The sequence below is a fragment of the Diplocloster agilis genome (assembly GCF_019042275.1).
Classification (GTDB): Bacteria; Bacillota; Clostridia; order Lachnospirales; family Lachnospiraceae; genus Diplocloster; species Diplocloster agilis.
In genome coordinates this window covers 207,358-229,409 of record NZ_JAHQCW010000002.1, presented here as the reverse complement: position 1 = coordinate 229,409, position 22,052 = coordinate 207,358, and the positions used below count along the sequence as shown (strand labels likewise).

Sequence of the window (22,052 nt, the reverse complement as noted above, 5' to 3'; positions counted from 1 at the left end):
AATGACAGAAAAATAACCGGACTGTTTACACAATCCGGCTGAATACGGCTGTTACGCTTGCCCCGTTATTCTCATTATTTTCCAACAGCAGATGCCCTCCGTGTTTTTCACAATACAGCCTGCTGATGTACATACCCAATCCCGTATGATTCAGGCTGTCTTTCGCATTCTGCTGCCGGAATGCCTTTGTCATTTCCTCCGCATTTTCTCCAAATCCGTTACCATCATCATGAACACGGATTTTCAATTCCAAAGCGGTCAGCTGTATACAGATGTGTACCTTTTCCTTTGCGTAACGCAGGGCATTGGACAACAGGTTTTCCGTAACTTCCAAAATGACGGCTTTGTCCCCGAAAAATACTTCTTCTGTCTCAGGAGCCTGCAGGACGCACTGCTTTGCAGACGCTTTTTCGAATACAGTAAGCTCCGCTTGCATATCCGCTGCCAACTGCCTGGCAGTGATCTCTTCGCGAGACAGCTCCCTATTTTCAAGGCTGCTTAATTTTTGCATAGTCTCCACAAAATGATCCATCCGCTCAATCTGCGCCATGCCTGCAGTCAGCATGTGAACCGCTTTGTCCATGTCTATCGTTTCATCCGGCAGATATTCGATGAGCATTTCCTGATAGCCCTTCATAATCGCCAACGGAGAACGAATATCATGCGCAATTGCCGCGCGCAGAGTTTTTTCCTCCTCGATCATTCTCCATAATTTCTGATTGTTTTTGGTAAGCTGTTCCCTCATTCGCTCAAATTCATGACACAGGTGGCCCATTTCATCCTTGTTTTTATAAGTGATTTGAAAATCCAAATTATTTTCACTTATATTTTTGGAGGCCCGTTCCAGTTCCTGAAGCGGTTTTTTTAGTTTGCTTTTATAAAAGAACAATACCGCGCAGCAGCATCCGGTCACAGACAAAATAAGAATGGTATATGTCTGTAAAAAATCGCAGAGTTCATACAAGAAAAGATCCGTCTGCGTCATGATTTGGGAATCAGGCCGTTGGATATTTACGCTATAATGAAGCCCTTCCTTTTCTTCTATCTCAAAATAGGCTTCTTCATCCGCATATTTCCAAAAAATCTGTTTTTGCGTGTGCTCTGCGGTTTTAAAGATTACAGCCGAAAGAAGAAATGTACAGACCAAGCTGGCTACAGTATACAGAATAATGGTTTTTCTCAAAGATAAATTTTTTATTTTTTCCATCGGTAGCCCATCCCCCAGACCGTTTCTATAAACTCTTCCGGCGTGTACTTTGCTATCTTATTTCGAATTCTTCTGATTAATTCCGTTATAACCCGGCTGCTGCCCTCGGCGTCGTAACCACACAGCTTTTCATAAATTTGTTCCCGGTCAAAAACCTGCCCCGGGTTCATGGACAGGAACTGTATAATCTCATATTCCAGCTTTGTCAATTCCAGGCTGTTATTTCCTACCTGGACTTTTTTCTTTGTATAATCAATCGATAATTCCCCTTGTAAACGATATACGGATTTGGACTTGTGTCGTTCTTCCCTTTTCAAATGTGCGATGATTCTGGCATCCAACTCTTTCAGACTGAAAGGCTTTAGAATATAATCATCCCCTCCGGATAATAACCCATTGACCCGGTCTTGCTCCTCGGCCTTTGCAGTCAGGAAAATAATCGGACATGATATTTTATCCCGAATCCGGCGGCATACTTCCAGGCCGTCTATTTTCGGCATATTGATATCCAACAATATAATGTCGGGATTGCATTTGATCTTGTTCAAGGCATCCCCTCCGTTTTCTGCTGTAATTACAGAGTAGCGCTTTATTTCAAAGAAACTTTTGAGCATCTCTAACAATTCGGTATCGTCATCTACGATTAATAGCTTATAAGACATTTTTATCACCTCTGAATGATATACTACCATATAAATTCTAACAAAAAAACAATGCGCTTCATTTTGCCTTGTGATTTTATATAAATTTTATTTGACTTTTTAAAAGGGGGGTCGGATAATAAAAACAGGTACCGGCAAAATAGAAAAGAAAGGAGGATGTGACATGACAGATAGTCAAAAACTGGATTTGATACTGGGAAAAATCAATGTGATGGATGACCGGCTGTGCAGAGTGGAAGAGACCATGAAAACGATGGATGCCCGTCTGTATAAAGTGGAAGAAGCTGTAGAAACGATGGATGCCCGTCTGTATAAAGTGGAAGAAGCTGTAGAAACGATGGGTGCTCGTCTGTGTAAAGTGGAAGAAACTATAGAAACGATGGATTGCCGTTTATGCAATGTAGAAGAAACCACGAAAGTACTGACTCAGCGCATGGACAAGGTTGAGGTAAAAATCGATAAACTGGAAATTATATTAGAGAATGAAACCAATAGAAATATCCAGATTATAGCCGAATCTCACTTGAATCTCGACCGGAAACTGGATGAAGCCCTGAAGTCTTCACAGTTAAACACATTGTATCACCTGAGAGTAAACCGTTTAGACGGGGAACTTAAGAATCTGCAGAAAGTGGCAGGCTTGGTATAAACCTGAATTCAATACTGATGCTGGAAGGTATGCCATTTTGCATTGCAATAGGGGCTGTTCTTTTTCGTGTCTGTGGGTAGTATTTATGAATCTTAGAAATATTCCATCTCATTTTAATTATTAATTCCATTCATCTGATTTTTCTTAACGATCATTTCCTGATTTAAAAAGCGGTAAAAAACATTTTCCAAAAGTTACAAAAGTGTACCTTTTTCGTACCTATTCCGTAACGATCTTCCATTACAATCCTCTTATACAGAAAAACAGAGAAGAGGAGAGACACGAAATGGAAACGATCTTACAGACAAAGAATCTGAAAAAATATTATGGAACCGGTGAAACGACGGTAAAAGCCTTGGATGGCATTGACCTGTCCATTGAGGCAGGAAGCTTTACTGCTGTCGTCGGAACCTCCGGAAGCGGTAAATCGACGCTTTTAAACATGCTGGGCGGTCTGGACCATCCAAGTAACGGCAGCGTAATCGTTGGAGGAACGGAGCTGACCGGCCTTAACGAGGAACAGCTTACCATATTCCGGAGAAAGCAGATCGGTTTTATTTTTCAGAATTACAATCTGATTCCGGTTCTGAATGTATGGGAAAATATCGTATTTCCGTTATCTATGGATGGGAGAGAACCGGATGAGGCTTTTATCGGTCGTATAGTGACGTTGTTAGGATTAAATGAGAAGCTGTACCATATGCCGAATCACCTGTCTGGCGGACAGCAGCAGCGGGTGGCCATCGCACGGGCGCTGGCCTCAAAACCTTCCATTGTACTGGCCGACGAGCCGACCGGAAATCTGGACAGCAGAACCAGTGACGACGTGATCGGACTTCTGAAAATGACCGGAAAAGAATTCCACCAGACCATTGTGATGATTACCCACAACAACGACATCGCGGAACTGACTGACAGGATCGTCCGGATCGAAGACGGCCGGATCTTCGAGTAAGGGGTGACCATCATGAGAAAAAATACAAAACGCACCCCCATGTTAAAAACATTGACAAAAGCCAGCTACCGCGCTAACCGAAGCCGGAATCTGGTGGCAATATTGGCGATTGTCCTGACTACGGTGATGTTCACCTCCCTGTTTGTGCTTTCAGAGAGTATGATGGAAAATCTAAGACAGATGAATTTCAGGCAGGCCGGTACCTATAGCCATATGTCTTTTAAGTATCTGACCGGGGAGCAGGCGGAGCTTCTGAAAACCCACCCGGAGATTACCGGCTGGGGAGAAAGTATTGTCATCGGTATCGCTGAGGACGAGGGACTGAAAAACCGCCAGGTGGAGATCCGCTATGCGGACGATACCTATGCGGCATACTCCTATGCCTATCCGACAACCGGCGCCATGCCCATCGGGAAATATGATATCGCGCTGGACACCGCTGTTCTGGACGCGCTGGGACTTCCCTATGAACTGGGACAGAAGATTACGCTTCACTGGCGGGATGATCTGAACAGCGAAGCGCTTACCGGGCAGGAGTTTGTACTCTGCGGATATTGGGAAGGAAATGCGTCTTCTTTAGCCGGCATGGCATTTGTATCCAAACAGTTTGCGGCGGAGAAATATGACGGAACGGATATAGCCGGACAGATTGCGAAAAACCAGGTGGGAGGAACCCACATGCTAAGTGTTATGGTAAAACAGGAATCGAATCTGGAAGAGACCGCCCAGCAGATACTAACTGATCTGAATGTTCCGGAACTTTCATACGGAGTCAACTGGGCCTACGACCCGCAGATAAAATATGCCGGGATCTCGGATCTGATTCCTATGCTGCTCGGCATGATCCTGGTATTTGTCAGCGGATATCTGATTATCTACAATATTTTCCAGATCTCCGTAGTCAATGACATTCAGTTTTACGGGAAACTCAAAACACTGGGAACCACAGGAAAACAGATACGAAAATTGTTGTATGCCCAGGCAGGCAGATTGTGCCTGTGGGGAATACCGGCAGGGCTTTTGATCGGCTATGGCCTTGGGAGCCTTCTGGTACCGGTTCTGATCTTAAGTGAACGCCCGTTTGTATCCGCAAGTCCTGTGATCTTTCTGGGAGCGGCTATATTTGCCTGGGTGACGGTTCGGATCTCCTGTCGAAAACCTGCAAAAGCAGCGGGAAAGATCTCTCCGGTGGAAGCCCTGAAATATTCCGATGTCCTTGTCCATGGACCGGAAACCAGAAAGACGAAAAAAGGGGCTTCGATATCCCGCATGGCGCTTTCGAACCTGGGCAGAAATAAAAAACGTACGGCTACGGTCATCTGCTCCCTGACCCTTGGTATGGTGCTGCTTAGCTGTGTATACGCAAAAAACAAAAGCTTTGATCTGGATAAATATATGAGAAGCCAGGCAATCAGTGATTTTACGGTGATGGATCTTTCTTTAAGCAGTACATCCGGAACCTTTAACCCATACGGACTGACACTGTCCGACCAGCTGATCGGCCGGATCAACCAGCTGAAAGGCCTGCAGGATACGGCGTCACTCTATGCGCAGAAGACGGATCTGGATCTGACCCCGGAGGTACTGGACCGGATGGAAACATTCTTTGAGCGTGACAACCGGCAGCGCTATGAGGCCATGCAGTATGATCCATACTGGATCGAAAATTATGATGAGGCGAAAAGACAAAAGAAAGTAAAGGCTTTAGTCTTCGGAATCGACGGCTTTCTGCCGGAAATGCTCACGGAAGATGCCTATGTATTGGAGGGCGCATTTGACGCTGAGAAGTTTCAGAGCGGTAATTATGTGATCGCGGGCGGTTATGATACACAGAACAAAAAGGAAACGCAGCCCACTTATCAGGTTGGCAGCAAGCTTACGCTGAATGGAAAGGAATATGAGGTGATGGCGGTCATTGACCCGCTGTATCCGGCTGGAATCGAAGGAAGGAATGGGGAAGACGCGGCCTACTGTATGGACTTTTTCCTCCCGGCAGAGTCCTTTCTCCAAATATTCCCGGACAGCAGCCGATGCAAATATTTCTTTCAGGTGGCGGAAGAAAATCAGGCCGATGCGGAAAAATTCCTGGAAGACTACCGGAAGAATCATGATAAAAATCTTTCGATCCTATCCAAAGCTACCATGGCCGAACAGTACCGGTCGGAGACCATGTCCACGGTTATTACCGGAATGGCGGTCAGCATCATTATTGCATTTGTCGGTATTTTGAATTTTATCAATTCCATGGTAACCGCTATCGTATCCAGAAAGAAAGAATTTGCTATGATCCAGAGTGTCGGTATGACGACGAGACAGCTTCGGAACATGTTGATATTTGAAGGGCTTTATTACGCGGTGCTGACCCTGGCCGCCTCTTACCTGACCGGTACGCTGGCTGTGGGTATCGGAGTGCGGATGCTGGTAGCCTCTGATTGGAGCAGTACGTTCCGGTTCACCATCCTGCCTCTGGTTGTGTGTACGCCGGTGCTGCTGCTGTTCGCGGTAATCGTTCCCTGCCTCTGCTTTAGAAATATCGAAAAGATCAGCCTGGTGGACCGGCTGCGGGCAGCGGAATAAAGAACTTTTTCCCTTGATCTGAATATTGTAATAGAAAAGAATCAAGAGGAAATTATCTTGTGAATCGAGTCAGAAATTTGCTGGGATGTGAAAGCGCATACAAGCAGCACATTCTGGGACAGGGAATCGGCGTTGCGATCCTGGATACGGGTGTCAATCCGCATCCGGATCTGCAGGGCCGGATTATGGGTTTTTATGATGTTCTGCATCAAAAGACAAGACCCTATGATGACAACGGCCACGGTACCCATGTAGCCGGCATCATCGGCGGCAGCGGTCAGGCTTCCAAGGGAAGATATATGGGAATTGCCCCGGAATGCCAGCTGATCTCCATCAAAGTGCTGGATCATAAGGGAAATGGTAATTCCAAGGATGTGCTGACGGCCCTGGACTGGGTGATTGCCCATAAAGAAGAGTATAATATCCGTATTATTAATATATCTGTAGGTACCAAACCAAAAGAGGGGACCGGCGAGGAATCCGCGCTGGTCAGGGGAGTGGACCGGGCCTGGGACAACGGGCTGGTCGTATGCGTGGCGGCCGGGAACAACGGGCCCAAGCCCCAGAGCATCACGACGCCCGGTATCAGCCGGAAGGTGATCACCATCGGCTCATCCGACGATCAGCAGTATGTGGATGTGTTCGGAAACCGGCGCTATAATTATTCCGGACGCGGACCGACTATGTCCTGCGTAAAAAAACCGGATGTGGTGGCGCCCGGATCGAATATCGTGTCCTGTAATGCCGCCTGTGTCCGGCGCGGGCGGCCGTTTTATTCTTCCAAAAGCGGTACTTCCATGGCTACCCCGGTGGTTTCGGGCTGTATAGCGCTGCTGCTCTCCAAATACCCGGATATGACCAATGTAGAGGTAAAGCTTCGTCTGCGGGAATATTCGGAGGATCTGGGGCTGGCCAGAGAGCAGCAGGGGTGGGGTCTGATCCAGGTGGACCGGTTGTTACAAATCTAGGGAAGCGGTACGAAGCCGGTACTGCCGGCCCGATTAGGCAGAAGAACCGCAGGCCGGCATTCCCGGGATATAGCAGGGAACGCAGGCCTGCGGTTTCTCTGCGCCTGGCCCAAAAGCGGCAATTTTAAACTTCTGTTTGCCAATTACAGGGGAATCCCTTAAAATGAGGATATGACTTAAATTATGACATCCAAACGGGACAGATGCTATGCGGACTCCGGATCAGAAGCCTGGAGTAAATAAAAATCAGAATCGTCTGGAAAGGGGTGATGACTTGGCAGTATGGTTTGGATTGCACGTTGTCTCGAAAGCATTCCCGATGGAATATGGATAGCAGGAATGCCGGGAATCGGTTACCGCAGAAATTTCCGGTTTTCTACGAATAGGAAACGGAATAACTAAAATATTTTAGTTAAATAACAAAAAGAAACTTACTTTGTAATTTCATTAAAATTCAAGATTCCAGACTAAATTGTGCAAAATGTTAATAAAATAGCAAATATATGAAAAAATATAGCTGATTCATCAAGGAATTAACAATGAAATTAAAAGAAAATCGGAAGGATGACAAAAATATTTTAGTTTTTCTCTTGACTTTTTCTAAAATGATGCTAAAATTAAACTAAAGAAATTTAGAAAACACATGAGCACATGGACGAAAAAGGAGAATAGAAGGATGAGACCGGTAATCAGAGAACAGGAATTTGCAGACAGATGGAAAAAGGTTCAGGCGTTGATGGAAGAGCAGAAGGTGGATCTGGTGGCAGCTTACGCGGATGACCGCTATGTTTACGGACAGGCATATTCCAGATGGCTGGTGGATTACGAACCCCAGTTTGAGGCCGCATTTGTGCTGGTGCCGGCTGTGGGAGAGCCCTGCATTATAACGGGAGCCGAATCGGTGGAATTCGCACTTCTTTCTTCGAAATGCAGGAATGTGAAAGCCATTTGGGAATTTCTGCATCCGGATGAAGAGTATCCGTACTGTCAGGTTACCCATCTGGATTCTGTGATCCGGGAACTGGAAGAAAGCTCCGGAAGAAAGATTATAAACGTGGGGATCGCCGGCAAATCGGCTGTTCCTTATGATTTGTATCGTACCTTGACCGGCCGGTTCGGGGAAGAACATCTGGTGGATATGGATGCCTCTATGTCCATGCTGCGGGCCGTGAAGACGGAAAACGAGATCGAAGTGATCCGCTATGCTTATCAGATCGCTGAGGCGGGAATGCAGAAAGTATATGAAAGCATCCGGGAGGGGATTACCGAGCGGGAGATCGCCGCTGAGGCGGAGTACGTGATGCGGAAAATGGGCGCGGAAGGAATGGGAATCGCCATGATGGTCAATTCCGGCCCGGAGAACACTTCACCGATCCTGTCCAGGACTACGTTCCGGAGGATTGAAAAGGGAGATCTGGTGGTTGCCACGATCGCTCCCCGATATGAAGGCTATCATGGCGCGATTGGCCGTCCCTTTGTGCTGGGAACGCCGGCCGATGATATCAAGCGTTATATTGAGTTAGTCATGTATGCGCAGGAAGAGACCAGGAAGATGCTCCGCCCGGGCGTGACGGCACGGGAGATGGATGCGGTTTCCAGGAAATACATAGAGGAGGCCGGTATGGGAAGCCATTTTGCTTATTCCGGCATCCACAGCACCGGTACGATTGAATTCGAACCGCCGATCCTGTCCTCCAAACTGGATCTGACCCTTCAAAAGAACATGGTATTCTCCATTGACATCCCCATGTTCCTGAATGACTGGGGCGGAATGAGACTGGAAAACGGCTATCTGGTGACCGAAGACGGGTGCGAAGCCCTGTGTTCCTGCGATGTGAACTATAAAAAGGAATCACTATAGAAATTAGCAGATAGACAGGAGATTTTTCATGAAACTGAAAATTAAAGATATCGCGAAGAAAGCAGGGGTATCTACGACGGCGGTGTCTTTTGCATTGAATGGGAAAGCCGGGATCAGCGATGAGACCAGGAAGAAGATACTGGATATTGTAAAAGCGGAAGGCTATACCACCAATGCACTGGTTAAAACCGGCGGCATGGAAAGCGACGGATCACTGATGGAATCCAAACTGATCATGCTCCTGTGCCCGGTGTCCAATCTCGGGGAAGAGGACAGCTGGAACGTGTCCCTATCCTTTTACGAGATTATGAAGGAAATAGAAAAGAGCATAAATGAATATCATCACTACCTGTTTTTTAAATCCGTCCAGATCCAGGAGGATTTTCAGGATAAGTTAAAAGAAATCATTGAAACTTACCGGATACGCGGCATCATCGTACTGGCTACGGATCTCACCTCAAAGGAAATGAAGATGATCTGCGACGTACCGGTACCGGTGGTGGCCATCGACCGTTATTTTCGGGATATCAGCGTGGATTGTGTGTCTTTCGATAATTTTGCCGGGGCCTGTGAAGCGGTGCGCTACCTGATCGGTTTGGGCCATACGAAGATCGGCTATATCTGTTCCGCTGTGGACAGCGAGAATTTTAAGGAACGGCGGGCCGGTTACGAGGCGACGCTCCGGGAAAATGGGATCGAACCTGAGAAGACCTATATGATCCGGGTGGATAATAACGGACAGGAGATCGAAACGTGCCTGATGGAAGAGCTGGGCAGACGCGCGAAGCTGCCGACCGCTTTCTTTACGGAGAGCGACACATTGGCTGTGGAAACGATCAAATGCCTCCAGCAGTTAAAAATCGATGTGCCCGGCGAAGTATCGGTGGTCGGATTTGACAATATCGTCGTGGCAAATCTGGTAACGCCGGAATTGACCACCATGAGCGTTCCGTGGAGCGATCTGGCCGATCTGGCGGTGGGCCGCCTGATCGATAAGATGGAGGAAGAACAGGGAAGAAACCTGAAAATGAAAATTGAAGTGAAACTGATTGAACGGAATTCCTGCCAAAAACGTTAAAAGCAGGCGATTCCATAAAGAGTGAAGGAAAATAGTTCCCCAAAACGAGGGGAACCATTTTCTAAACATTTAGGGGAACGGTTTCCTAAATGAGAAATGAAGGAGGATTTGTATATGACAACCATCCTGGATGTGGCCAGACTGGCCAATGTTTCGAAAACATCCGTATCCAGATATCTGAACGGCCAGAATGCCGGTCATATGACAGATGAGACGAAAGAACGGATCGAATCGGCGATCCGGCAGCTGGAATATCAGCCCAACAGTATCGCCCGGAGTTTAAAACAGAAGTCCACCAATGTGATCGGTTTGGTGGTAAATGATATGAGTAACCTGTTTTTCCTGGAGATGATGCGGGGCGTGGAGACGGAGCTTAAGAACTCCGGTTATAACCTTTTGATCTGCAACTCGGATAACAATATTCAGATGGAGCTGGAATGCCTGAAAATGCTGGAAAAAAGACAGATAGACGGGGTGATCCTGATCGGTATGAACATGCCCAGTTCCCATATTGAGAAGCTTCAGTCCGATATCCCGATGGTATTGTTGGAGAGGGACGCCGGAAACACCAATCTGGATTCCGTAAAAATAGACAACCGGGTAGGCGCCTACGAGGCGGTACGCCACCTGATCCAAAAAGGGCATTCGAGGATCGCCCATATACAGGGGCCGGTGATCTCGGCCATGGCCATGGAACGGTACGATTCCTATCAGGAGTGTTTGCGGGAACACGGGATTCAGGTGCCATTTGAGTATGTGGTACAGGGAAATTATAAATTAGAAGGCGGATATGCGGGAATGGAGCAGCTGATGGAACTTAAGGAACCGCCCACAGCGGTGTTTTGCGCCAATGACTACATGGCCATGGGTGCCCTGCGGTATCTGATCGAGCACAATTATAAGGTTCCCCAGGATGTGGCGTTAGTAGGTTACGACGATATTATGGTGGCGAAGATGGTGACCCCGTCGCTGACCACAGTGCGCCAGCCGGTACTGGAGCTGGCCAGGACGGCGGCTCAGCTTTTACTGCGCAGGATCGCGGACAAAGACGATGCGAACTATGTGGGGCAATCGGTGGTTATGAAATCAGAACTGATCGTGCGGTCCTCAACCTGACGGCGGGGATTGCACGGGGGGAAAATTGAGTGGATGAGAGGGGAAGGAGGTTTTAAAGAGATGGGAGATTCCGGTTTTGAAGAGATGAAGAAGGAGTGGAAGGGGCTGATCGACATCGGGTGCAAGCCCTTTGGGTCGGCGAACCTGATCCGGGCGGCGGATTACCTGGTGGAGAGGCTTGGCAGGATCTGCCCGGATGCGGCGCAGGATGTCTATGAGATGCCGGCTTGGGAGGTAGGAGACTGGAGCCTTGGATTTGTGGATTCGGAAGGCGGGGAATTAAAAGCTTATCCGTTTTTGGGCAGCGGAGCGTCAGATGGATTCGAGGGAAGGCTTCGGTTTGCCGGATATAACAGAGTATGGAACATGTATGTCTGGGACAGATACGCGGTGACAGACCCGGAAGGGGAAATAAAGGCGTATGTGACCATCAGAGAAGGAGGCGGTGCAATCCCACAGATGCTGTTCACGGGAACAGGCGGACTTCCGCATTTTATGGTGGGAGAAGAGGAGAGAAGCAGAATTTTGGAGGCGGTCGAAAGCGGAGCGCGGATCGGGGGATTCGTGCAGGCGAAAATGCAGCCGGACAGCCGGTGCTATGACGTGGTGGGAAGTCTGGGAGACGCGGATGAGAAGGTGGTGCTGTGCGCCCACTTTGACACGGTCTACAATACCACAGGGGCATATGATAACGCGGCGGGAGCGGCGGCGCTGCTGGAGACGGCCAGGAGGCTTAAGACATACCGTCTGAAGAAAAGGGTGGAGATCCTTTTGACGGACGGGGAGGAATTCGATCTAAGAGGCGCCAGAGCCAGATGTGCTAAGGACCAGGAGAAGACCGCAGCGGTTATCAACCTGGACGGCGTGGGCAGAGAGAACATCCTGGAAGTGTGGAGCGGGCCGGAGAGCTTTGAGAGAAAGATAAGGACTTACCTGGATAAAAGCAGGGAGGAGTTTACACCGGTCTATATCTGTCCGCCTCCGCCTGGAAGTGATCACGCGCCGTACTTTGAAAAGGGAATTCCGGTCTGTATGCTTACCTTTAATGACCAGGGAATTCTTCATACGCCGGAGGACGTATATGAAGAGAGCAAGCTTGCGAATATGTCGAAAATCGTCAGGCTGACGCTGGGATTGATGGAACACCTTGGATTTATTGAAAAGATTGGGGAACAGTAAAAACTTTATCAGTTTATAATTAGGAGGTATTTTTATGAAAAAGTTACTGGCAGTTTTACTTTGCGGAGCAATGGTGTTAGGCATGATGGGATGTTCGGAAAAAGAAGAGCCTGCGGCCTCAAAGCCAAAAGAATCGGCGGCGCCTGCGGCAGATGAACAGAAGGAAGCCCCCGCGGATACGGAAAAAACGGATGGGGAGAAAAAGTTACTAGGCGTCAGCCTGATGACCCTCCAGTACGAGTTCTTCCAGGATATTAAGGCGGGAATTGAAGAGGCGGCTAAGGATAAATATGAAATCGTATTCAACGATCCGAATATGGATCTGCAGAATCAGATCGACGCCATTGAGAATTTCTGTGCACAGGGTGTGGACGCCATTATCCTGACCTGCGTGGACGGAAATGGAATCATTCCGGCGCTGGATACCTGTGAAGAAAAAGGGATTCCGGTCATCACGGTGGATTATAGGCCAAGCGGCGGAAAATTCGAGACCTACATCGGTTCCGATAACTTCCTAGGCGGACAGCTGGCGGCGAAATGGGCGCTCCAGAATGTACTCAAAGGAAATGAGACCCCGAATATTGTATTCCTGAGCAACCCGATGTCCATCGCAGCGGTAGAACGGATCGACGGGTTCAAAGATATCCTGTCGAAGGAATGTCCGAAAGCGAATATTGTGGCGGAACAGGGCGCCGATTCGAGAGAATCTTTTATGAGCGTGATGGAAGACGTATTGACGGCCAATGACAAAGTGGATCTGGTATTTTCCTACAGCGCGGACGGCGGATTGGGATCTTATGACGCGATCCAGGCGGCAGGCAGGGAAGATGAGATCGCGGTGATCGGCTTCGACGCATCGGCGGAAGAACAGAACGTGATCGCGGAAGGCGGATGCTACAAGGGCAGCATCATGCAGTTCCCCAGCAAGCTGGCGGAGACAGCGGTAGAGTGTGTCGACAAAGTCCTGGCCGGAGAAACCCTCCAAGCGGATACGACGGTAGAAGTTGGTGTGTATACGAAGGATAAGATCTTCTACGCCTCCGACCTGAAGTAAAAAAGATCGGATACAGAGAAATCCGGTCCGCAAAACGAAGACCGGATACCGGATGGAAAAGAAACGAGCGCAGCGAAAAACAGGAATTATAAAAAAGAGGGACGAAGGCTTATGGACAGCGGATACATATTGGAGTTTCAGGGCATCAGCAAATCTTTTGTAGGCGTACAGGCGTTAAAAGATATCAGCTTTGGCGTAAAAAAAGGCGAGGTCCATGCACTGCTGGGTGAAAACGGCGCGGGAAAATCAACCCTGATGAAGATTCTCTCAGGGGCATACAGCAAGGACACGGGCAAAATACTGATCGACGGCCGGGAAGTGAACATCCGTCATACAAAAGATTCGGAGAAGCTCGGAATATCCATCATATACCAGGAGCTGAACCTGATACCGGAGATGTCGGTGGCGGAAAATATATTTCTGGAACGGCAGCCGAAAAAGGCGGGATTCCTGGATTGGAAGAAAATGAATAAGGACGCCGTTGAGGTTTTGAAAAGGATCGACATGAATATTTCGCCCAAAGTATTGATCTCAACGTTAAGTGTAGCCCAAAGGCAGATGATAGAAATTGCCAAGGCTATCTCGCTGAACGCCAGAATCGTGATCATGGACGAACCTACCTCCGCCCTGACGGAAGGGGAGACCAAAAAGCTGTTCCAGGTGATCGGGAATCTGAAGGAGCAGGGAATCACGATGATCTATATCAGCCACCGGATGGATGAAGTATTTGAAATCTGCGATTCCTATACGGTTATGCGGGATGGGACTTTTATCAGCAGCGGCAGTATCCGGGATGTGAACCTGGATAAGATTATCGAATACATGGTTGGAAGGCCGATGTCCCAGGTGTTTCCGGAAAAGAAAAATAAAATCGGCGATGTCATTATGCAGGTACAGGACCTGCATAATGACAAGGAAGTCCGGGGAATCACCTTTGACCTGCGAAAAGGGGAAGTGTTGGGCTTCGCAGGACTGGTGGGAGCCGGAAGAAGCGAGACCTTAAAAGCGGTGTTCGGGTCGGATAAGAAGGCAAAGGGGACGGTTCTCATCAACGGGAAGAAGGCCTCAATCCATTCCCCGAAGGATGCGATCCACCATGGACTTGGCTTCCTGCCCGAAGACCGGAAGGGGGAAGGCCTGGTCACCGAGCTGTCCGTGATGGACAATGTGGTGATGGCAAAACCCGAGAACGCCATGGTCAAAGGTTTCTTCTCCGCCAAACGGGCGAAAGAGCTGTGCCGGCGGTATATTAAGGATCTGATGATCAAGACGCCGTCGGAGACCCAGACGGCAAAGTATCTAAGCGGCGGAAACCAGCAGAAGGTGGTATTGGCCAAATGGCTGAACTGCGGGCCGGAGATCATCATCCTGGATGAACCTACCCGTGGAATCGACGTCAACGCGAAGATGGAGATTTACAATATGATCACGGATCTGGCCGCTCAGGGGAAGTCAATTATCCTGATCTCGTCCGAAATGCAGGAAATTATCGGACTTTGTGACAGAGTGAATGTCATGTTTGAGGGAAAGATTGCGGGCGTACTGATGAAAGAAGAGTTAACACAGGAAAAGATAATGCATTATGCAACCGGGGGGAACCAGAATGAATGAAAAAGTAGAAACGAAGAAAAGGATTAACTGGAATGATCTGGCCATCGTCTTGATTTTACTTGTGCTGATCGTGATACTGGCAATCATCAAACCGGTGTTCCTGTCAGCGGAAAATCTGCTGAACATCATGCGGCAGGTGACGATCGTGGCCATTCTGGGCATCGGGATGTCCTATGTCCTGATATCCGCAGAGATCGACTTAAGTGTGGGCTCCCTGGCGGCATTATCCGGTATTATCGTAGCGCTGACCCTGAAATCCGGGTGGAATATGGGAATCTGCATCTTGCTGGCGCTGCTGTCCAGCGTGTTCTGCGGATTTTTAAATGGAGCCATACACACGTTCGCGAAGATCCCATCCTTTATTGTGACGATGGGTATGCTGAACATCGCCAGAGGAGTTGTGCTGGTCATCACGAATTCTTATCCGATCACCGGTCTGCCCGCCGCTTTTAAGGTTCTGGGGCGGGGCTATTTGGGACCGATTCCGATTCCGGTCATCATCATGGTGGTCTGTTATGTGATCGGCTACATCGTGCTGAAATACACGAAATTCGGCCGCAGCATCTATGCCATCGGCGGAAACATTGAAGCGGCCAGATTATCGGGGATACCGGTATCCAGAAATAAAGTGCTCATACATACCATCAGCGGGCTGACCGCCGGAATCGCGGGGGTTGTCCTGGCCTCCCGCGTGTTCTCAGGACAGCCGGGGGCAGGAAACGGACTGGAGCTGGATGCCATTGCCGCATGTGTAATAGGCGGCACCAGTACTTCCGGAGGAAAAGGACGTCTCTGGGGAACCTTCCTGGGAGCCCTGATTATGGGAATTATCGCAAACGGCATGAACCTGCTGAATATTTCCACCAACTGGCAGCTGATCATGCAGGGGACAATCATCATCGTGGCAGTCGGACTGGACAGACTGAAGAGCGATTAACTGGAGGAAAATATGGACGAGATCAAAAAAAGCATACAGGAAAAGCAGGAAGAATATCTGGAGTTCTTAAGAAAACTCATCGGGATGGATACTTCGGTCATCCGCCACGGGGAAGACGGGCAGGAAGCGAAGGCGCAGGAGTTCCTGGCGGAATATCTGAAGAATATGGGCTGCGAAGTGGATATGTTCGAGCCGGACAATGAGCGCATGAGCAAATATCCCGGTTATAACCACGGACATCAGTACAAAAACCGGCCCAACGTAGTCGGGACTTACAAGGGAACCGGCGGCGGCAGATCCCTGATCTTAAACGGCCATATCGATACGATGCCTTCCGGAGAGCTGAAACGCTGGAAATACAATCCGTGGGAGATGACGGAGGAAGACGGCAAATTGTACGGACTGGGTACGGACGATATGAAAGGCGGCCTTTCCGCCGCGATACTGGCCCTGGAACTGGTGCTTTCCACAGGGTTTAAACCGCGGGGAGATATTATGATCCAGAGCGTGGTAGATGAGGAGGGCGGTGGAAATGGGTCCCTCTCCTGTGTGGATATGGGATACCGGGCCGACGGCGTGATTATCGCGGAAGGAACGAATCTGGAAGTATTCCCGGTGAACCGGGGCGCCTGGCTCGGCGAGGTGGAGATCGACGGCCTTCCGATCCATGCCAGCCTCCGTGGATTTGGGCAAAGCGCGATCGACAAGATGGTCAAAGTCATGAACTGCATGCGGGAACTGGAATTAAAATGGCTGACCACCAAACGCCACCCCCTGCTGGATCCTCCCACGATCAACTTTGGTTATATTCAGGGCGGGGTAGCGGCCTCTACTGTGGCGGAAAGCTGCCTGATGAAATTCGAAATCGAATACTATCCGTCGGAGCTTGATAAACTGGGCAACCGGTTCCCGGTAGACAAGGATGAGGTGGTGAAGGAAGTGGAAGATTATGTAAATGCCATGGCAAACGGCGACGAGTGGCTTAAGGATCATCCGATCCGCTTTCACTGGTTCCAGGACTGTGCCCCTTTCGAGACAGACGCCAATGACCCCTTAGTACAGACGCTGGCAGATGTGGCCCTGGATGTGACCGGCAGAAGAGTGATCGCGGGAATGTCGGCCGGCTGTGACGCCAGACATTTTACCAATATAGCAAAAGTGCCTACCGTGGTATATGGCCCCGGCACCTGCCAGAATGCCCATGTGGTAAATGAATACCTGACGAAAGACCAATTTTTCAAGGCGATTGAGTCCTATGCGAAAATGATCATGAACTGGACGGCTTGAGCCATTATGGTCAACTGCGGTTAGTGATTTACATAAAAATATTAGCAGTTTACATAATGCATATGAATTTATGACATGAACCGTCAGAACGATGTAGAAGAGGGAACCGTAAACGAGAGGAAGCAGAAATCAAAAAGAATAGTTATAAGAGTACAGGAGAAGGGTATGAGAAAATATAACGTTTTATTTGCAGGCGAATCCTGGTTTTTTACCACGACGGAAACAAAAGGTTTCGATCAGTTTACCATAGGGGGATATGAGACGGAGATCGGCCGGGTACGCGCGTATATGGAAGAATATGCGGATATCCCCCATATTCCGGCCCACCTGGTGGCCACAGAGTTTCCGGATTCTGCGGAAAAACTGAAAGGATACGATGCCGTGCTGGTCAGTGATGTGGGGGCCAATTCTTTTCTCCTGCATCCGGACACCTTCCAGCGCAGTATCCCCACGCCGGATAAGCTAAAGGCGATCGCGGACTACGTGGAGCAAGGCGGTGCGTTCGGAATGATCGGCGGTTATATGACCTTCATGGGGATCGAAGGGAAGGGCCGGTATCACGATACGGTTATCGAAGAGATTCTGCCTGTAACCATGATGCAGACCGACGACCGCAGAGAACACCCTGAGGGAATTACCGTGACGGCCTGCCAGGACCCGCTGACCGAAGGGCTGCCTTCCCCGTGGCCGTATCTGCTGGGATATAATAAGCTGACCGCAAAGGATGGAGCCCGGGTACTGGCGCAGTTTGAGGGAGATCCGATCCTGACGCTTGGAACCTACGGAAAAGGACGGACCTTTGCCTGGGCCAGCGACTGCGCTCCCCACTGGATGCCGGCGGCCTTTTGTGAAAGCGAATTGAACAAAGAGCTGTGGAGAAGGGTTTTGACCTGGGCGGCAGGGGAATAAGAAGGAGTAAAAGGAACTGCCTCACTCGCTTAGCGTTCTTCCTGGAAGCTTCGTATGCTAGCTGCTTAGGGCTTGGAACCGCGGGCGGTATACGAGGATGCTCCGGGCGGCCGGGTTCTTTTGTATCTTCCTGGGAGCGCATAGGGCGGCTGAGAATACGCTTAGTGAATCCGGCTTTTCGATTTCACTTAGCGTATTCCAGCGTTAGCCCTCCGCGCTCCCAGGAAGATACAAAAGAACCCGGCCGCCCGGAGCATCCCCATATACCGCCCGCGGTTCCAAGCCCTAAGCAGCTAGCATACGAAGCCTCCAGGAAGAACGCTAAGCGAGTGAGGCAGTTCCTTTTATGATGTTACTGTTCAAAATTTCGGACTGCCCTCGGAATATCCGGCCTTTTTTAAGGTGAATTCTATGGACACGTCGTCCCCCTTTATATCGGGAAGCAGAATTCCACCGGACATCAGCGCGCGCCCGGTATATACGCGTTCTTCTCCCGGGACCATGTAACTATCGTCCGCCGCCAAACCTGCAAGACGGATTCTTGGGCGCAGGGAATTGGATGAGGCTCTGAAAACAATACCCTGGACCAGAACCTCTGCCTGATCTTTAGAGACAAAGGACCAGACGGACAGGTTTTCTTCATAAGGGTTGCTCAAACGGTAATATAAGCCATTATATATGAGAGACTGATACTCTTTGTAGCGGGTGACCTGTCCGGCAACCTCTTCTTTCTCTTGCCGGTCTAATGTATTTAAGTCCAGCTCATAACCAAAGCTGCCTGCCATCGCTACGGTTCCCCTTGTACGCATAGAGGTGGTCCGGCCGGTCTGATGATTCGGTACGGCGGATACATGGGAGCCCACAGCTGAAATAGGATAAAAAAAACTGGTTCCATATTGGATAAATGAGCGCTCATGGGCATCCGTATCATCGCTGCACCATATTTGAGGACAATAATACAGCATTCCGGCGTCAAATCTTCCGCCGCCTCCGCTGCATCCTTCAAACAGCACATCCGGGAAATCATGGGTCAGCCTTTCCAGAAGGCTGTATAGTCCCAGAATGTAGCGGTGGGGCAGTTCTGCCTGCCGGCTGTTCGGAAGTGTCGGGGTGTACCAGTCGCATATACTCCGGTTCATATCCCATTTGACATACTCGACATGGTTTTCGCTTAAGACTTTACTCATGGCCTGATACAGATACTCCACAACTTCCGGATTGGACATATCCAGGACAAGCTGGGATCTGCTCCGCGTAGGGTTTCTGCCCGGAATGCGAATAGCCCAGCCGGCATGTTTACGGTATAACTCACTGTCCTCCGAGATCATTTCAGGCTCAAACCATAAGCCGAATTTCATGCCCATACGGTTAATCCGTTCTACAAGCCTGTTAAGGCCTCCCTGCAGCTTTGTTTCATTGACGAACCAATCGCCAAGACCCGACGTATCGGAATCCCGTTTTCCAAACCATCCATCGTCCAAAACCATCATGTCAATTCCCAATTCGGAGGCCTGCTTTGCGATGCTTTCTATTTTTTCCTCATCAAAATCAAAGTAGGTAGCCTCCCAATTGTTGATTAAGACGGGCCTTTTCGACAATTTGTATTTTCCCCTGCACACATGATTGCGGATGAGATTATGGAAGTGATGGGAGAGTTCCCCCATACCATGATCCGAGCAGGATAAAATCACCTCCGGCGCATAGAAGCACCTGCCTGCGGATAACGTCCATGCAAAGGTATCCGGATTCACGCCCATTACCACGCGAACCTGGTCTAACTGGTCCCTTTCTATCTGGGTTTGGAAACCTCCGCTATACATAAGCGCGGCGCCGATACAAAAGCCGGAGGTTTCCGTACATCCCTTTTCACACAGAAGCACCGCCGGGTTCTGCTGGTGACTGGACGTTCCCCTGGTGCTGCTGCTTTCCTGAATGCCATGGATCAAAGGGGCCCTTTCCGCCTGCCGCTCCATCGTATGCCTTCCGTGAAAATGCACCCATTCCCAATCTCCGTACGGGATATCCAGGCATAAGCTGTGTACCCGGTTGATTAAAATCGGCGTATCACCCTGATTTCGGATCACCACACTTCTGGTAATCACATCGGTTTCTGAAAGCACCCCATACTTTAAGATTACTTCGACCTGGGATGCCGTATCTTTTAATAGGATTTCCAGGGTTTCGGCCTCGGAAGCATCGGCATACACTGCGGGCAGTCCGGGGATGTTATATTTTTCATTTTTAATATGATACTCCCGGAATCTAAGATCCAAGGCGCGGCTCCCATCCTCATGGGTAACGCAGACCGCGGGCACACGGAAATCCCCCACGCCGCCTGCCGCGTATTCTAAAGGCATAGTATTCAGCGAGTAGGCTCTTTGATCCCCGGCTTCATAGATATTTCCCGAAAAGCCAACGTCCGGGTAATCCAACAGATAATCCATACAACAGTCTGTTTTTGGACCGTACCATAAATGCTGGAGAACTCCGAAGTTGTCTGCTTTCATCTGATAAAGCGTATGGGCGGTCTCTAAATAAAATACGTTGTTTTCCACTCTAATAGCCATAAGTTTGTGTCCCTTCTCTGCCGGAGCTTACAATATCAAAGGAAAAGTCAGTTAAATCTGCTGATAATGTAATACTTGCCGCACCGTATTTTCTTGTTATAATCAGCTGGTCTTGTTTTGCTTCTACCTCAATGCCTCCATCCAGATGAAAAGCGGGATCTGTATTTCTCAATTCCATCAATTCTTTAAGCTTTCTCACCACAGGACGGTTCTGCTGTTCCCGGATCTCTTCCAATGAATAATAATGCCTGTTAATGTCACGTCCATTCTTCGTCTGGTTCATGAGCTCCACATCATTTTCCCCTGCAAGAAGTCCCACATAATAAACCTGCGGAATGCCCGGTGCGAAAAATTGGATAGCCCTGGCCAGAAGATAGGCCGCGTCATTATTGCCTAATGCGGAATAATAGGTGGTATTGACCTGGTAAATATCAAGATTGTTATATGCTTCAGAGCTATAAATCTTCTTGACATTTGCCCCGTGTTGATACATTTGTTCCTTTACCTTTTCGATTTCCTCATCAGGGAGCAGATCCTTAACATCTACGATACCGATACCGTCATGGGTATCCAGGGTTGTGAACTGTTTCATCGGACACATCTGCAGCCATCTCTTTAAGTATTCGCCCGTATGATTATACAGCGCATGTAAGGTCAGGACCGGCAGAGCAAAATCATAGATCCAGAAGCTGTGCGACGCGATTTTCAGCGGGATAGTATAGTGCTCATGAATTTCCGGTAGAATTTCTGCGCCGTATTCTGCTGTTGTTTTCTCTATCTCACGGAGCAGCTCCCACACATCCGGCTCCACAAAGAAACAGCTGGTATTTTTCTTTTTTACCGCGTATGCAAAAGCATCCAGACGGATAACGGCAGCCCCCTTAAGACACATGTTTTTTAAAGTGTCTTTCATAAAATTCCTGACCGCTTCTTTGGTAAGATTCAGATCTACCTGCTCTTCACAGAACGTACACCATATCTTTTCCCTGGTTCCGTCCTTAAATTCCGCCTCAATGTATGGCGCCCTCGGTTTCCTTTTGTATATTTTATCGATCTGCTCCTGCGTAGGCTCTCCGTTGTCCCAGAATTCCTGATACCGGATAAAAAAATCCTTGTAAGCAGACGCCTCTTTTTTTTCCAGGAAATCCTGAAAGTATTCGGAAGAAGCGGAGATATGATTTACCATAAAATCAAACATCAGATAGTAATCATTCCCAATAGCGGATACATCCTGGAAATCTCCGAAGGCCTCGTCCACCTTTGTATAACACTTCGGCGCAAAGCCGCGGTCTGCCGAGGAAGGGAAAAAGGGGAGGATATGTACACCGCCCACCGCTTCTTTATAGTAGGTATTGAGTACGGCATGCAGATCTTTTAGATTTCTGCCCATGCTGTCGGCATAGGTGATCAGCATAATCTTATTATTAAGCTTCAT

The 22,052-nt window shown here is 48.9% G+C and carries 17 protein-coding genes; 13 read left to right on the top strand and 4 right to left on the bottom strand.

Annotated elements, in window-relative coordinates; all coding sequences use genetic code 11:
- Positions 1-25 precede the first annotated feature (25 nt).
- Together KTH89_RS02440 and KTH89_RS02435 are read right to left on the bottom strand one after the other, a co-directional pair.
- On the bottom strand, positions 26-1,207 hold the full coding sequence (locus KTH89_RS02440; RefSeq protein WP_238720485.1) for a HAMP domain-containing sensor histidine kinase: 1,182 nt from the start codon (positions 1,205-1,207) through the stop codon (positions 26-28).
- Positions 1,195-1,869, bottom strand: coding sequence for a response regulator transcription factor (locus KTH89_RS02435; RefSeq protein ID WP_238720484.1), 675 nt, complete (start codon positions 1,867-1,869; stop codon positions 1,195-1,197). The genes KTH89_RS02440 and KTH89_RS02435 overlap by 13 nt, the downstream gene beginning before the upstream one ends.
- Before the next feature lie 163 nt (positions 1,870-2,032).
- On the opposite strand from KTH89_RS02435, the gene KTH89_RS02430 reads away from it, so the two are divergent.
- The 13 genes from KTH89_RS02430 (at position 2,033) to KTH89_RS02370 (ending at position 18,050) form a co-directional block, all read left to right on the top strand.
- Positions 2,033-2,518 (top strand): hypothetical protein, encoded by a 486-nt coding sequence (locus KTH89_RS02430; RefSeq protein WP_238720483.1) that lies wholly within the window; start codon positions 2,033-2,035, stop codon positions 2,516-2,518.
- 286 nt (positions 2,519-2,804) lie between these two features.
- Complete coding sequence (locus KTH89_RS02425) at positions 2,805-3,473, top strand: ABC transporter ATP-binding protein (protein WP_238720482.1); 669 nt, start codon at positions 2,805-2,807, stop codon at positions 3,471-3,473.
- 12 nt (positions 3,474-3,485) lie between these two features.
- Positions 3,486-6,050, top strand: a complete 2,565-nt coding sequence (locus tag KTH89_RS02420; RefSeq protein WP_238720481.1) for an ABC transporter permease — start codon at positions 3,486-3,488, stop codon at positions 6,048-6,050.
- 59 nt (positions 6,051-6,109) lie between these two features.
- Positions 6,110-7,018: a S8 family peptidase gene (locus tag KTH89_RS02415; RefSeq protein ID WP_158344318.1), complete on the top strand. Its 909-nt coding sequence runs from the start codon at positions 6,110-6,112 to the stop codon at positions 7,016-7,018.
- A 676-nt stretch (positions 7,019-7,694) separates the two neighbouring features.
- Positions 7,695-8,879, top strand: coding sequence for a M24 family metallopeptidase (locus tag KTH89_RS02410; RefSeq protein WP_238720480.1), 1,185 nt, complete (start codon positions 7,695-7,697; stop codon positions 8,877-8,879).
- A gap of 28 nt (positions 8,880-8,907) precedes the next feature.
- The gene (locus KTH89_RS02405; protein WP_238720479.1) at positions 8,908-9,957 is read left to right on the top strand and encodes a substrate-binding domain-containing protein; all 1,050 of its coding nucleotides are present in this window, start codon (positions 8,908-8,910) and stop codon (positions 9,955-9,957) included.
- Between the two features lie 114 nt (positions 9,958-10,071).
- Positions 10,072-11,073 (top strand): LacI family DNA-binding transcriptional regulator, encoded by a 1,002-nt coding sequence (locus tag KTH89_RS02400; protein ID WP_238720478.1) that lies wholly within the window; start codon positions 10,072-10,074, stop codon positions 11,071-11,073.
- 60 nt (positions 11,074-11,133) lie between these two features.
- On the top strand, positions 11,134-12,252 hold the full coding sequence (locus KTH89_RS02395; protein ID WP_238720477.1) for a M28 family metallopeptidase: 1,119 nt from the start codon (positions 11,134-11,136) through the stop codon (positions 12,250-12,252).
- Between the two features lie 34 nt (positions 12,253-12,286).
- The gene (locus tag KTH89_RS02390) at positions 12,287-13,306 is read left to right on the top strand and encodes a substrate-binding domain-containing protein (protein WP_238720476.1); all 1,020 of its coding nucleotides are present in this window, start codon (positions 12,287-12,289) and stop codon (positions 13,304-13,306) included.
- A gap of 111 nt (positions 13,307-13,417) precedes the next feature.
- The gene (locus tag KTH89_RS02385; protein ID WP_158344324.1) at positions 13,418-14,917 is read left to right on the top strand and encodes a sugar ABC transporter ATP-binding protein; all 1,500 of its coding nucleotides are present in this window, start codon (positions 13,418-13,420) and stop codon (positions 14,915-14,917) included.
- A complete protein-coding gene (locus KTH89_RS02380) occupies positions 14,910-15,854 on the top strand; it encodes an ABC transporter permease (RefSeq protein ID WP_238720475.1) in 945 nt (314 codons plus the stop codon). Before KTH89_RS02385 ends, KTH89_RS02380 begins: the two co-directional genes overlap by 8 nt.
- 12 nt (positions 15,855-15,866) lie before the next feature.
- The gene (locus tag KTH89_RS02375; protein ID WP_158344326.1) at positions 15,867-17,141 is read left to right on the top strand and encodes an ArgE/DapE family deacylase; all 1,275 of its coding nucleotides are present in this window, start codon (positions 15,867-15,869) and stop codon (positions 17,139-17,141) included.
- A 165-nt stretch (positions 17,142-17,306) separates the two neighbouring features.
- Positions 17,307-18,050 carry a glutamine amidotransferase gene (locus KTH89_RS02370; protein WP_238720474.1) on the top strand — a complete coding sequence of 248 codons (744 nt, stop codon included), beginning with the start codon at positions 17,307-17,309 and terminating at the stop codon, positions 18,048-18,050.
- A gap of 359 nt (positions 18,051-18,409) precedes the next feature.
- On the opposite strand, the gene KTH89_RS02365 is transcribed toward KTH89_RS02370, so the two are convergent.
- Both KTH89_RS02365 and gtfA read right to left on the bottom strand, forming a co-directional pair.
- Positions 18,410-20,617, bottom strand: coding sequence for an alpha-galactosidase (locus KTH89_RS02365; protein ID WP_238720473.1), 2,208 nt, complete (start codon positions 20,615-20,617; stop codon positions 18,410-18,412).
- Entirely contained in the window at positions 20,607-22,052 is a 1,446-nt protein-coding gene (gtfA, locus tag KTH89_RS02360; RefSeq protein ID WP_238720472.1) for a sucrose phosphorylase, read from the bottom strand. The genes KTH89_RS02365 and gtfA overlap by 11 nt, the downstream gene beginning before the upstream one ends.